11 protein-coding genes are annotated in these 14,041 nt (G+C 63.3%); 9 read left to right on the forward strand and 2 right to left on the reverse strand.

Going from position 1 to position 14,041, the window contains the following annotated elements; all coding sequences use genetic code 11:
- Positions 1-313 precede the first annotated feature (313 nt).
- Complete coding sequence (locus BN2475_RS23250; protein WP_094781836.1) at positions 314-1,039, reverse strand: GntR family transcriptional regulator; 726 nt, start codon at positions 1,037-1,039, stop codon at positions 314-316.
- A 163-nt stretch (positions 1,040-1,202) separates the two neighbouring features.
- On the opposite strand from BN2475_RS23250, the gene BN2475_RS23255 reads away from it, so the two are divergent.
- From BN2475_RS23255 to BN2475_RS23270, 4 genes are all read left to right on the forward strand, one after another.
- Positions 1,203-2,423, forward strand: a complete 1,221-nt coding sequence (locus BN2475_RS23255) for a pyridoxal-phosphate-dependent aminotransferase family protein (RefSeq protein WP_094781837.1) — start codon at positions 1,203-1,205, stop codon at positions 2,421-2,423.
- Positions 2,424-2,693: 270 nt separating this feature from the next.
- Positions 2,694-3,980, forward strand: a complete 1,287-nt coding sequence (locus BN2475_RS23260; protein WP_094781838.1) for an MFS transporter — start codon at positions 2,694-2,696, stop codon at positions 3,978-3,980.
- Positions 3,981-4,017: 37 nt separating this feature from the next.
- Positions 4,018-4,767 (forward strand): 2-keto-4-pentenoate hydratase, encoded by a 750-nt coding sequence (locus BN2475_RS23265; RefSeq protein WP_094781839.1) that lies wholly within the window; start codon positions 4,018-4,020, stop codon positions 4,765-4,767.
- Between the two features lie 34 nt (positions 4,768-4,801).
- On the forward strand, positions 4,802-7,870 hold the full coding sequence (locus BN2475_RS23270) for an FAD-binding and (Fe-S)-binding domain-containing protein (RefSeq protein ID WP_094781840.1): 3,069 nt from the start codon (positions 4,802-4,804) through the stop codon (positions 7,868-7,870).
- Between the two features lie 28 nt (positions 7,871-7,898).
- Here the strand turns inward: BN2475_RS23270 and BN2475_RS23275 are convergent, their stop codons facing one another.
- Positions 7,899-8,789 (reverse strand): helix-turn-helix domain-containing protein, encoded by an 891-nt coding sequence (locus BN2475_RS23275; protein WP_218023718.1) that lies wholly within the window; start codon positions 8,787-8,789, stop codon positions 7,899-7,901.
- 188 nt (positions 8,790-8,977) lie between these two features.
- Between BN2475_RS23275 and BN2475_RS23280 the strand changes: the two genes are divergently transcribed.
- The 5 genes from BN2475_RS23280 to BN2475_RS23300 all read left to right on the forward strand — a co-directional run bounded on the left by BN2475_RS23280 (position 8,978) and on the right by BN2475_RS23300 (position 13,962).
- Positions 8,978-9,880 (forward strand): DMT family transporter, encoded by a 903-nt coding sequence (locus tag BN2475_RS23280; protein WP_094781841.1) that lies wholly within the window; start codon positions 8,978-8,980, stop codon positions 9,878-9,880.
- A 631-nt stretch (positions 9,881-10,511) separates the two neighbouring features.
- The gene (locus tag BN2475_RS23285; protein ID WP_094781842.1) at positions 10,512-11,228 is read left to right on the forward strand and encodes an ABC transporter permease; all 717 of its coding nucleotides are present in this window, start codon (positions 10,512-10,514) and stop codon (positions 11,226-11,228) included.
- Complete coding sequence (locus BN2475_RS23290) at positions 11,225-12,121, forward strand: glycine betaine ABC transporter substrate-binding protein (protein WP_425435562.1); 897 nt, start codon at positions 11,225-11,227, stop codon at positions 12,119-12,121. Before BN2475_RS23285 ends, BN2475_RS23290 begins: the two co-directional genes overlap by 4 nt.
- Positions 12,122-12,136: 15 nt before the next feature.
- Positions 12,137-12,790: an ABC transporter permease gene (locus BN2475_RS23295; protein WP_094781843.1), complete on the forward strand. Its 654-nt coding sequence runs from the start codon at positions 12,137-12,139 to the stop codon at positions 12,788-12,790.
- Positions 12,787-13,962: an osmoprotectant ABC transporter ATP-binding protein OsmV gene (locus BN2475_RS23300; protein ID WP_094781844.1), complete on the forward strand. Its 1,176-nt coding sequence runs from the start codon at positions 12,787-12,789 to the stop codon at positions 13,960-13,962. The genes BN2475_RS23295 and BN2475_RS23300 overlap by 4 nt, the downstream gene beginning before the upstream one ends.
- The last annotated feature ends 79 nt before the right edge of the window (positions 13,963-14,041 follow it).

The raw sequence follows: 14,041 nt of genomic DNA on the forward strand, positions 1-14,041 counted from the left end.
ACTTGGCAGCCCTGTGCGCAGGTTTTCCACAGGCTTGTTCCCAATTTATGTGGACAACTAGCGGTCGGATCCGTCGCGCGTCATACGGCGTCCTTGCTAAACGGATTTTCCGCCGTGACCGACCGCGTATGCTCGCGTGATGCTTACGCATGAGCCGCGCGAATATATTGTCGCTGTATCAACTACTTGGCTGCGATGTGCGACGGTTGTCCACAGGCTTGCCAACATTTTACGTGGACAAGTTTTGCGTTCGGCGCGAGCGTCTGACGATGCCAATCGTCACGACGCCACGCGCTTATCTTCTTCAGATGCCCTAAGTCTTCACCGGCGAAGCCGCCGCCGCTTCCTGCGATTGCACCTGCAAAACCGCATCCCGCTTGTCGAGCAGATGCTGCCGGAGAATTGCGCTGAGCTTCTTGCCGTCGCGCGCTTCGAGCGCCTTCAGCATTTCGTCGTGATCGTGAATCGCGCTGTCCCACTTGGGAGTCTGAAAGTTCGAGCGGAACCTGAGCGCCTGCAAGCGCCGGTTCACCGCGATATACATCTGCCGCAGCGCTGAGTTCCTCGCCGCTTCATTGATCTTGTCGTGGATCGCCTGGTTGCGGCTGTAGTAACCCGGCAGATCGTTTTGCGCGCGGCACGCGAGCATCGCGTAGTGCAACGCCTTGATTTCGGCAAGCTCGGCCGCGGTCATCCGCTCGGCCGCCAGTTCGCCGGAAAACGCTTCGAGCCCGCTCATTAATTCGAAGGTCTCCCGCAGCTCCGCCTCCGACATCTTCGACACCGACGCGCCCCGATTCGGCGAGATCTCGATCAGCCCCTCGGCGGCTAGCACCTTGAGCGCTTCGCGCAACGGCGTGCGCGAAATGCCGAGCGTTTCGCACAGCTCCCGCTCATTCAGTTTCTTGCCCGGCCCCAGCACCCCTTCGACGATGAAGCGGCGGATGTGCTCCACCACCGTGTCATGCAAGCGCTGACGCTCGACCTTCGGCATCAGCGGGGGAACGCTCATACCCGCGTTGAAATCCGAATTTTGCATACAAAAACCCTCGACATCGTGTAACTAAGGATTTTATCGGAAGGACCAGACTTAGTTAATAGCGCGGGTAAACACGGGGCCTCCGCCCGCAATTTTCGCCTTGGGACCGTCACAGTTCGTCTGATATAGTTTTTTGAATGCAAAATTCAATCGGAGGAGCGCAATGCTCAAGCTAGACTTCCACCCCGCTGGCCGCCACTTCCTGCAGATCCCGGGTCCGAGCCCGGTGCCCGACCGCATCCTCCGGGCGATGAGCTATCCGACCATCGATCACCGTGGTCCCGAGTTCGGCGAACTCGGTCTGAAGGTGCTCGACGGCATCAAGAAAATCTTCAAGACCCAGCAACCCGTGGTGATTTATCCGGCATCCGGCACGGGCGCCTGGGAAGCGGCGCTGTCCAACACGCTGAGCCCCGGCGACGCCGTGCTGATGTACGAAACCGGCCACTTCGCGACGTTGTGGAAAAAGATGGCGGAAAACCTCGGCCTGAAGCCGGAGTTTCTCGGTCTGCCGGGTATCGAAGGCTGGCGGCGCGGGGTGCAGCCGCAGATGATCGAGGAACGTCTGCGCGCCGACACGCAACACACGATCAAGGCGGTGTGCGTCGTGCACAACGAAACCTCCACCGGTGTCACTTCCGACATCGCAGCCGTGCGCCATGCGATCGATGCCGCGGGCCATCCGGCGCTGCTGCTGGTCGACACGATCTCGGGCCTCGCATGTGCCGACTATCGTCATGATGAATGGGGCGTCGACGTGACGGTATCGGGTTCGCAAAAAGGTTTGATGCTGCCGCCGGGCATCAGCTTCAACGCGATCTCGCCGAAAGCGATGGCCGCCAGCAAGCACGCGAAACTGCCGCGCAGCTTCTGGGACTGGACCGAAATCGTCGAGATGAACAAGACCGGTTACTGGCCGTACACACCGAACACGAACCTGCTTTACGGGCTGTCCGAGGCGCTCGAGATGATTCTCGGCGAAGGGCTCGACAACGTGTTCGCCCGTCATGAGCGTCTCGCCGAAGCCACGCGCCGCGCGGTGCGCGCATGGGGTCTCGAGATCCAGTGCGCGGACCCTGCCGTGTATAGCCCGGTGCTCACCGGCGTGGTGATGCCCGACGGCGTCGATGCGGATGCGGTGCGCAAGCTCATCTATGAACGCTTCGACATGTCGCTCGGCACGGGCCTCGGCAAGCTGAAAGGCCGCATGTTCCGCATCGGCCATCTCGGCGATTGCAACGACCTGATGCTGCTCGCCACGCTGGCCGGTTGCGAAATGGGTCTGCGGCTTGCGGGTGTGTCGCTAAAGGAGAGTGGCTTGCCTGCCGCTATGGAGTGGTTGAGCCAGCCGACCAAAGCCTCGGGTTTGAAAGCCGCTGCGTGAGTGTGGCGAGTGCGGCAATCGTCTGGCACACGCATCAGACGGCCGGTGGTCGGCCTTGAAACTGCAGCCAAAGAGCAGGCAAGGAACACGCAACACGCAACACGCAGTAAGCAGTACGCCGCAAGGAGATGGCGGGGAGCACTTCCTTGAAAAGAGCCGCGCATAGAACGGGGCACGACATGCAATGCGCCCACAGCATGTGCCGCTGGCGGGCAACGACGCAGCGCGTCACTTCAGGCGCGCCGTCGACACATGCAATGGAGAGAGACGATGAAGCGGTTTCGATTGACCAGTGCGACCAGTATTGTTCTTGTGATGCTATGCATCATGTACTTCATCACCTACCTCGACCGCGTCAACGTCAGCACTGCGGCGGCCGGTTTCGGCAAGGAATTCCAGCTCACGCATACGCAGGTCGGCCTGGTGTTCTCGGCCTTCGCGTATCCGTATCTGCTGTTCCAGGTGATTGGCGGCTGGGTGAGCGATCGCTTCGGCGCGAAACGTACGCTGCTCTTTTGCGGCGCGATCTGGGGCGTTGCCACGGTGTTGACCGGCTTCGCCGGCGGCCTCGCGTCGTTGCTCGCCGCGCGGCTGTTGCTCGGCTTTGGCGAGGGCGCGACGTTTCCCGCCGCGACGTCGGCAATGTCGCGCTGGGTCGCGAAAGAAAAACGCGGCTTCGCGCAGGGCATCACGCATGCGGCTTCGCGTGTCGGCAATGCGGTTGCGCCGGCGCTGATCGTGCTCGTGATGGCGAACTGGGGCTGGCGTGAATCGTTCTATATCTGCGGCGCGCTCAGCCTGTTGTGGGTCGTCGTGTGGGCGGTCACCTTCACCGAGCATCCGAAGGATCATCCGCGTATCACGCCCGAAGAACTGGCCGTGCTGCCCGCACCCAAGCCGAAGGCCGCGGGCGTGCCGTGGAGCAAGCTGTTTCGCCGCATGGCGCCGGTCACGATCGTGTACTTCTGCTACGGCTGGACGCTGTGGCTGTTCCTGAGCTGGATTCCACTGTACTTCCTGCATAACCATCACCTGCAGTTGCAGAAGTCGGCGATCTTCGCTTCGGTGGTGTTCTTCGCCGGCGTGATCGGCGATACGCTCGGCGGCATCGTGACCGACTGGATCTTCAAGCGCACCGGCAGTCTGAAACGCGCACGTAGCTGGATGGTGTCGGTCTGCATGCTGCTCTGTCTGCTCTCGCTGATTCCGCTGATGTTCACGCATGACCTCTATCTGTCGATCGCGTGTCTTGCGTCGGGCTTCTTCTTCGCCGAAATGACGATCGGTCCGATGTGGGCGATCCCGATGGACATCGCGCCGCAGTTTTCGGGCACCGCGAGCGGCATGATGAACACAGGCTCGGCATCGGCCGCGATCATCTCGCCGGTGGTCGGCGGCTTTCTGATCGACCACTTCGGCAACTGGGATTTGCCGTTCGTCGGCAGCATGCTGTTGATGGGCGTCGGCGTGGTGCTCGCGTTCCGCATGCAGCCGGAAAGCAGGTTCGCGCTGGATCCGGCGGACAGCGCGAAGGTCTCCGCCAGCCTGGGCGTATAAGCCCTGCACCGTTCCTTTTCTGTTTGCGATTGAAGCCATGACTCCATCACTTAGCCGGCGTCTTGCCGACGCACGCCGCGACCGACTCACGCTCGACACGCTGCCGCCGGAGCAGAGCCCGGCCGACGCCGACGCGGCCTACGCGATCCAGCACGACATCCTCGCGCTGTCGGGCGCGCGGATCGGCGGCTGGAAGATCGGCGCGAAGTCCGCGACCGGTCCGATCCAGGGCGCGCCGTTGCCGGACGCCGATCTGCATGCCGACGGCGCGCGTCTTTCGCGCCAAGGCTTCGCGCCGCTCGGGCTCGAACTGGAAATCGCGTTTCGCTTTGGACGCCGCTTCGAGCCGTCCACCACGCCCTATGGCGAAGACGAAGTGCGCGCGGGCATCGGGTCGATCGGCGCGACTATCGAAATCGTCGCGAGCCGTTATGCCGCGTGGCCCGACATCGACAAGCTCGCGCAACTTGCGGACTTGCAGAATCACGGCGCGCTGATCGTCGGCGAATTTGTGCCGTATCGCGAGGATTTTCCGTTCGTCGCGCCATTGTTGCGTTTCAACTTCGACGGACACGATGTGGTTCAGATGACGCCCGCCAATCCGGCCGGCGATCCGCGACGCCTGCTGACGTGGCTCGTCAATCACGCGAGTTCGCGTGGCATCGCGGTGACGCCGGAGATGGTCGTCACCGCCGGTTCGTACACCGGCATGTTTTTTCCGGCTACGGCGGGCACGGCGAGCGGACACATCGAAGGGCTCGCACCGGTCAATCTGACGTTGTACTAAACGTTTTTTTGGCCGCTTTCCGACAGACGACGATATGACGAACCCTAGTTCCACTTTACTCGTCAAGCCGATCCATCTGGTGCGCACCGGGGCTACGTCCGCCGCGCGCCTGACGAGTCCGCTTGCGCAGCATCTGCGCAAGTCGCTGCGCGGCGATGTGCTGTTCGATGCGGCGAGCCGTGGCCGTTATGCGACCGATGCATCGATCTATCAGATCATGCCGGTCGGCGTGGTGGTGCCGCGCGACCAGGACGATCTGCGCATCGCGCTGGAGATCGCCCGCAGCGAGAAAGTGCCGTTGCTCGCACGCGGCGCGGGCACGAGCCAATGTGGCCAAACGGTCGGCGAAGCGCTGGTGGTCGATACCAGCAAGTGGCTGAACAACATCGTCGCGTTCGACGCCGACGCGCGCACGGTGACGGTCGAGCCGGGCGTCGTGCTGGACCATCTGAACGCATGGCTCAAGCCGCACGGGCTATGGTTTCCGGTGGACGTGTCGACGGCCGCGCAGTGCACGATCGGCGGAATGGCCGGCAACAACTCGTGCGGCTCGCGCTCGATCGAGTACGGCAACATGGTGCACAACGTCGACGCGATCGACGCGATTCTCGCCGACGGCAGCCAAGCGCGTTTTGCCTCGTTGCGCGAGGCGCCGCAAGGCACGAGGCTGCAGCAGATACTCGCGGGCGTGACTCGAATCGCCCAACGCGAGCGCGACGAAATCGTCGCGCGTGTGCCGAAGGTCCTGCGTCGCGTGGCGGGCTACAACCTCGACCTGTTCGATTGCCAGAACCCGCGCGCCTATACCGACGACGGCGTCGCGAACCTCGCCCACCTGCTCGTCGGCTCGGAGGGCACGCTGGCATTCAGCCGGCAACTGACGCTCAGGCTCGCGCCGCTGCCCGTGCATAAGACGCTTGGCGTGGTCAACTTCCCGACCTTCCAGCAGTCGATGGCTTTGACGCAACATATCGTCAAGCTGAAGCCGGTGGCGGTGGAACTGGTCGATCGCACGATGATCGATCTGGCGATGAGCAATCCGGCGTTCCGTCCCGTGATCGGCCGCGCGCTGGTCGGCGAACCGCAAGCGATCCTGCTGGTGGAGTTCGCGGGCGAGGACCGCGGCGCGCAACTCGCGTCGCTCAAGCAGCTCACGGAGCTGATGGCCGATCTGGGCTTGCCCGGTTCGGTCGTCGAGATGCCGGACGCGAACCAGCAGAAAGCCTTGTGGGAGGTCCGCAAAGCCGGGCTCAACATCATGATGAGCATGAAGGGCGACGGCAAGCCGGTCTCCTTCATCGAAGATTGCGCGGTGCCGCTCGAACATCTGGCCGACTACACTAGCCGTCTGACCGAGGTGTTCCATCGGCACGGCACGGAGGGCACATGGTATGCGCATGCGAGTGTCGGCACGCTGCACGTGAGGCCGATTCTCGACATGCGGCGCGACGGCGCGGCGAAGATGCGCGCAATCGCCAACGAAGCGGCGGCACTCGTGCGCGAGTACAAGGGGGCCTATTCGGGCGAGCATGGCGACGGCCTGTGCCGTGGCGAATGGGTGGCCTGGCAATACGGGCCGAGGCTGAATCAGGCGTTCAGTGAAATCAAGGCGCTGTTCGATCCGGATAACCGCTTCAACCCCGACAAGATCGTGCGTCCGCCGAAGATGGACGACGCGCGCAACTTCCGCTTTGCACCAGGCTACCGCGAGCAGCGGATCGACACGGCGCTCGACTGGTCGGCGTGGAATGTCGAACGCGATCCGCTGACGGGCGAGGAGTCCTTGCCGGGCACCGGCAACGATCTGTCCGGCGGTCTCGCGAAGGCCGTCGAGATGTGCAACAACAACGGCCACTGCCGCAAGTTCGACGCAGGCACGATGTGCCCGAGCTATCGCGTCACGAAGGACGAGCAGCACGTCACGCGAGGACGGGCGAACACGTTGCGTCTTGCGGTGTCGGGTCAACTCGGCGAAGCCGGCCTCGCGAGCGACGACGTCAAGGACGCGCTCGATCTGTGCGTGTCGTGCAAGGGCTGCAAGCGCGATTGCCCGACCGGCGTCGACATGGCGAAGTTCAAGATCGAGGCGCGCGCAGCGCGCGTCAAGCGGCACGGGCTGCGCCTGCGTGACCGGCTGGTGGCCTTCATGCCGCGCTATGCCGCGCCGGCGAGTCGCGTCGCGGGGCTGATTGAGTTGGTCGACAACGTGCCGGTGTTATCGGCGTGGCTCAAGCGGACCGTGGGATTCGCGCCGCAGCGGCATTTGCCGCGCTTCAGGAAGTCGTTCCTGTCGGGCGCGATTGCGGGCAATGCGGCGGGCAATGCGGCCGCAAGCGTGGCGGGAAGCCGGGCAGAAAGCGGCGCGCTGAAAGAGGTGCTGCTGTTCGTCGACACCTTCAACGACAACATTGAGCCCGACAACGCACGCGCCGCGCAGCAAGTGCTGGAGGCTGCGGGCTACACGGTGCACTTCAACAAGCGCGACGGCGAGCGGCCCGTATGTTGCGGCCGCACGTTCCTCGCCGCGGGCCTGGTCGATGAAGCGAAGCAGGAAGCGCGGCGCATGCTCGATCTGTTCAGGCCGTTCGTGGAGCGTGGCGTGCCGGTGGTTGGGCTGGAGCCGTCGTGTCTGCTGTCGTTGCGCGACGAGTTCCTGCACTATGGCTTCGGCGAGGAAGCGCGACGGCTTTCGCAGCAAGCGTTTCTATTCGAGGAGTTTCTGGTGCGCGAGGAACAGGCCGGCCGCTTGCAACTCGCGTTGAAGCCGTTGGCGACGCAAGAGGCGCTCGTGCATGGTCATTGTCATCAGAAAGCGTTCGACGCGTTTACGCCCGTGCAGACCGTGCTCAAATGGATTCCCGGGCTGAAGGTGTCGACGGTGGAGTCGTCCTGTTGCGGCATGGCCGGCAGCTTCGGCTATGAAGCCGAACACTACGCGACTTCGCAGGCGATGGCGGAACTATCGCTGCTGCCGGCGGTGCGCAAGATCGACGGCAACACGCTGATGGTTGCCGACGGCACGAGTTGCCGGCACCAGATTCACGATGGCGCGGGTGTTGAGGCGATCCACGTGGCGCGCGTGCTGGCGATGGCGTTGCAATAACGCGCAGTACGCCTGGCGCTCCCCACGCTCAGCCGCCCACGGCCTGCCGATACGCGGTCGGCGCCACGCCGACACTCTCGCGAAAGCGGTGGCTGAAATGGCTGGCGTTCGCATAGCCGCATTGCTCGGCGACTTGCGCGAGCGGCAGCGCGGTGGTGCGCAACAGCGTGCGGGCGCGTCCGAGCCGGCGCTGCGCGATCCACGCGGCGGGCGGCAATCCGAACGACGTATGGAACATCCGCGCGAGATGAAACTCCGACAACGCCGCGACGCCGGCGAGCTCACCAAGCGTGAGCGTCTGCGCGAGATGGCTTTCGATGTAGTCGCGCAGCCGGCGGCGCGTCGCCACCGACAAGCCGCCTTTGAGCGATGCGCCGGCGCGACGCACGCCTTGCGCATGCAGCAGCAGACTCAGCACCTCGTGCGCGGTTTCGTTGGTGCGCAGCAGACCATCGGGCTGTTGCCAATCTTCGTTGACGAGCGATTGGCACAAGCTGGCGATGCGGGCGTCTTCGAAATAGGTGCGATCGGCGAGCGTCAGTTCGCGCGGCTCGCGGTCGAGTTCCTGAACGGCGCGCTGCGTGAAGTGCTCGGGCAGGAAATACAGATGCATGAAATGCATGTAGCCGCGCACCCACCAGCGTGACTCGTGTTCGCCAGGCAGCGCGCAAAGCCGCGACGGCGCGCCATAGTGGCCCGGCATTTTTTGGCGCTCGGTGCGATAGCCGCCATCCAGATAGCACGACAACGTGTGATGGCCGGGCCGCTCGTAAACGGTCTCCGCTTCCTTCGTGTTGCGCGTCCAGAGGGCGATGGCGAGACCATCGCCGAGCCACGCGAAGCGGTCCAGATTCGCGTTGGCGCTGCTCAGCGTATGACAGACCGACTGAAGGCCGAACGGCGTTCCGGTAGCGGGCATCACGGGGGCGGGTGGACTGGCGTTCACGGAAAACGGGCGCAATGCTTGGTGTGACGGAATGAGCGTCAGTATACGGCGAGCGCTGTGCGATGGCTCGTCGACACGAAAAAGTGCGCAATCCTGGACAAGTGCGACGGGCTTCGCTGTCGCATAGTCAAGTATCCGTATTCCCTGCCGCAGGTTCGACCATGAATCTTTTGCTTTATGCCACCACCGTTCTGATCTGGGGCACCACGTGGATCGCGATCAAATGGCAACTCGGCACCGTGCCGCCGCCGGTATCGATTGCATGGCGGTTCTGGATCGCCGCGTTATTGCTGTTCGCGTTGCTGCGCATCATGCGCCGGCCGATCTGGCCGCCGCGCGCCGCGTGGCGCCTGCTGGCCGCGCAAGGCGTGACGCTTTTCTGCGTCAACTTTCTGTGCTTCTACTACGCCGAACAGGTCGTGCCGAGCGGCCTCGTCGCAGTGGTGTTCTCCACCGCGCCGCTGCTGAACTCCATCAACGGACGCCTCTTCATGGGCCGGCCGCTGCAACCGACCGCCATTGCCGGCGCGTTGCTGGGGCTCGTCGGCATCGTCTGTCTGTTCGTTCAGCAGATGGCGGGACACCTGGGCGATCACGCGGCATGGCTGGGTCTCGCGGTCGCGTTTCTCGGGACCTTGTGTTTTTCGGCGGGCAATTTGCTGTCTAGCCGCATGCAATCCATGGGCTTGCATCCGTTTGCCACCAACAGCTGGGCGATGTTGATAGGCGCCAGCATCCTGACGCTGGGCAGCGCGCTGGCCGGCATGTCTTTCGCGGTCGAGCCGTCCGTGCGTTATCTCGGCGCGCTTGCCTATCTCGCGGTGTTCGGCTCAGTGGTCGGCTTTACGGCATATCTGATGCTGGTCGGACGCATGGGCCCCGAACGGGCCGCTTACTGCACGGTGCTGTTTCCGATCGTGGCGCTGGCGGTGTCGACCGTGTTCGAAGGGTATCGATGGTCCGCGCTGGCAGTGCTCGGGCTGTTGCTGGTGGTGGCCGGCAATCTCGTGGCGTTCGATTTGACGCGGCGCATTTTTGCGCGGCGCGCCGAGGCGGGCTCGTGACGCATGGCTTCGCTGCGGCTTCGCCAATGCATGCCACGCCACGCGTTTGCAAATCGTAGCCTTGCGTGCGCGGCCGCTGCAGCGGCCGCTTTTGGCAAGCTTAAGGTGAGCGTTTTCGGGAAGTCCAGAACATAGCAAGACCGCGACCGGTGAGTCTTTGCGGGAGCCGTTCTCGAACAACCAGGCCGCCGGAACTGCTCATGAATTAACCACGTGGGTAGACGAACCCACCCGACGCCCGTATAATCGCTCGCTCACTAACCGCGAAATCGCAGCCAAATAGGCTAAGTTAGAAGGGGTTGGATGCAAACTGGCAGCACATTGCATTCCTCCCGCCGCCGGTGAAAAACCGGTTTCCCAAGGGGCCCCAAAGCCCTGCCGGACAAGCGATCCAACACCGCTGTCCACATCATCGATGGATCTGGCGCCAGTTTGCTGACTGGCAAGCCACCGAGGGTTCGAGCAACGCATCGCCCGTTACCCTCGTGCCGGGCAAACAACACCCGTCCGGCACCACTCGGTTCACCTCGCGGCACCTGCCGCGTCCCGAACTTCCCATTCGCAGCGTCGTCACGACGCCTGTGCGGCGTAGCCATTGGCGCGCGTCGCTCGAACAAGGAGGCGCATCTTCATGATTCATCGTTCTGCCAGACTGATTGGCAGTCTTGTCGCCATCGGCATTGTCGTCGCGTTGCTGTGCCGCGCGATCGACCCCGGCGCATTGCAGCAGTACGCGCCCGATCTCGTCTACTACACGAAGCGGCACTTGCTTCTAGTCGGCTATTCGATGGCCTGCGCGTTGCTGGTCGGCATTCCCGCCGGCGTATTGCTGAGCCGGCCATCGTTCGCGCATCACGCCGAACGCTTCATGCAGATCTTCAACATCGGCAACACGATTCCGTCATTAGCAGTGCTTGCGATCGCGCTCGGCATCTTCGGCATCGGCGACATTCCGGCGCTCGTCGCGCTGTTCCTCGCGTCGCTGCTGCCGATCACGCGCAACGCGTACGAAGGCATGAAAAACGTCTCGCCCGCGCTGCGCGAAGCGGCGCGCGGAATCGGCATGACAGGCTGGCAATCGCTCACGCGCGTCGAGTTGCCCAACGCGATGCCGATCATCATCGGCGGCGTGCGCACGGCGCTCGCGATCAACGTGGGCAGCGCGCCGCTCGCGTATCTGATCGGCGCGGACAGTCTCGGCACGCTGATTTTCCCCGGCATCTACCTGAACAATCAGCAACAACTTCTGCTCGGCGCGGCGGCGACAGCGATTCTCGCGCTGGTGCTGGACGGCATCGTTTCGGCCGGCAGCCGCTACCTGCTGGCACGTCGCGGGGTGGCGGCATGATGAATCTGTTCAAACGCAGCCGCTGGATCGCGGCCGGCACACTGCTCGTCACGAGCTTGCATGCGAGCGCGGCGACGCTCGTGCTCGGCGGAAAAAATTTCACCGAGCAGTACGTTCTCGCCGAGATCACCTCGCAATACCTGAGCTCGAAGGGCTACACGATTGACGTGCGCACGGGACTTGGCAGCACGCTGTTGCGCAGCGCGCAGGAGAACGGTCAGATCGACGTGGTGTGGGAATACACCGGCACCGCCGCAATTGTCTACAACAAGATCACCGAGAAGCTCGATCCGAAGACGATGTATGAACGCGTGAAAGCGCTCGATGCGAAGCGTGGCCTCGTCTGGCTCGATGCATCGCCGCTCAACAACACGTACGCGCTCGGCTTGCCGCAGCAGGTTGCGCAGCAAACCGGCATCCACACGATCTCGCAACTCGCCGCGAAGCTCGCGGCGGAGCCGAACAAGAAGCACGTGTTCGCGATGGATGCGGAGTTCGCCAATCGTCCGGACGGTTTGAAGCCGCTGGAAGCCGCGTATGGCATGGATTTCAGCCGTGCCGAAACGCGTCAGATGGACCCGGGCCTCGTCTACACCGCGTTGCATAACAATCAGGTGCTGATCGGTCTGATCTACACGACGGATGGCCGCGTGAAGGGCTTCAACATCGTGCCGCTCGAAGACGACCGTCACTACTTCCCCGCGTACAACGCCACGCCGGTCGTGCGCAAAGCGATACTCGACCGGAACCCCCAACTCGCGACGCAGCTCGACGCGCTCTCCGACGCGCTGAATAACGACACCATGCTGGAGATGAACAAGCAGGTCGACATCGACGGCAAGCCGGTGCGGGAAGTCGCCGCGCAATTCCTGCGCACGCACAAGCTGCCCTGAGCGGAGACCTTTTATATGACTGTATTCGACTATCTATCGGCCAACTGGCCCGAACTGCTGCAACTGACCGTGCAACACGTGTGGCTGGTCGGCGTCGCGGTGGGCTGCGCGATCATCGTGGGCGTTCCATTGGGAATCCTGATCAATCGTCATCAGTGGCTTGCCACGCCGTTGCTGAGCATCGCGACCGTGGTGCTGACCTTGCCGTCGATCGCGCTGTTCGGTCTGATGATCCCGGTGTTCTCGCGCTTCGGCCAGGGGATCGGTGCGGTGCCGGCGATCACCGCCGTGTTCCTCTATTCGCTGCTGCCGATCATGCGCAACACCTGCCTCGCGCTGCGCAACGTGGATACCGGCATCAAGGAAGCCGGCATCGGCATCGGCATGACCGTCTGGCAACGGCTGCGTCTGGTCGACTTGCCGCTCGCCGTGCCGGTCATTCTGGGCGGCGTGCGTACGGCCGTGGTGATGAATATCGGCGTGATGACGATCGCCGCGGTGATCGGCGCGGGCGGCCTCGGCACGCTGATCGTCCGCGCAATTGGCCAGAGCAACATGATGAAACTGTTGGTTGGCGCGGTGCTGGTGAGCCTGCTCGCAATCGTCGCCGACCTGATGCTGCAGGCGCTGCAACGCCTGCTGACACCGAAAGGAGTGCAAAAGACATGATCGAACTCGACAAACTGACCAAGACGTTTGCGCAGAAGGACGGCCAGCAGGTACGCGCGGTCGACTCGGTGAGCCTGACGGTTGGCGCCGGAGAGATCTGCGTGTTTCTCGGGCCGTCGGGCTGTGGCAAGACCACCACGCTGAAGATGATCAACCGCCTGATCGCGCCGACCTCGGGCCGCGTGCTGATCAACGGCGAGGATACTTCGGGCCTGAACGAAGTCGAACTGCGGCGGCACATCGGCTATGTGATCCAGCAGATCGGTCTGTTCCCGAACATGACGATCGAGGAGAACATCACGGTCGTACCGCGTCTGCTCGGCTGGGACAAGAAGCGCTGCCGCGAACGGGCCACGGAATTGATGTCGATGGTGGCGCTCGATCCGAAGCTATATCTGAAGCGCTACCCGCGTGAACTGTCGGGCGGGCAGCAACAGCGGATCGGCGTGATTCGCGCATTGGCCGCCGATCCGCCGGTGTTGCTGATGGACGAGCCGTTCGGCGCGGTCGACCCGATCAATCGCGAGTCGATCCAGAACGAGTTCTTCCAGATGCAGCGTCAATTGAACAAGACGGTGATCATGGTGAGCCACGACATCGACGAGGCGATCAAGCTTGGCGACCGTGTTGCGGTGTTCCGTCGTGGTCAACTCGTGCAATACGATCATCCGGATACGCTGCTCGCGCATCCGCGCGATGAGTTCGTCGGTGCGTTCGTCGGTCAGGACAGCACGCTCAAGCGCCTGCTGCTGGTGAAAGCCGGCGACGCCGCCACGCAACCGGACACTGCGCGCGCCGACATGCCGGTGGCGCGCGCATTCCAGATGATGGACGACAGCGACAATCGCTATCTGACCATCGTCGACGACAACCAGCAGGCGCTCGGCTACGTGACGCGCCGCGCGGCGCGTGCGGCTCAGGGCGTGTGCGGCGACCATCTCACCGCGTTCAAGGCGACGGCCAACGCCGACGAACATCTGCGCATCGTGCTGTCGAAGATGTACCAGTTCAACTCGTCATGGATGCCGGTGCTGGATAGCGACGGCCGCTATATCGGCGAAGTCACGCAGGACTCGATCGCGGACTATCTGAGCTCCGGGCGTTCGCGCCGGCAGACAGGCCAGGCGATCGTGTCGCCCGCCGTTGCGGCGGCGGAAGCGGCTGTTGCCTAAGCGGTAGCGCAGCGCGCAGGCCTTCGCTTCACTTCGCTTCGTCGTGAAGCGAAGGCCATCCACCTCACCCGAGCCGCTT

The organism is Paraburkholderia ribeironis, from assembly GCF_900019265.1.
In the GTDB taxonomy this organism is placed as follows: Bacteria; Pseudomonadota; Gammaproteobacteria; order Burkholderiales; family Burkholderiaceae; genus Paraburkholderia; species Paraburkholderia ribeironis.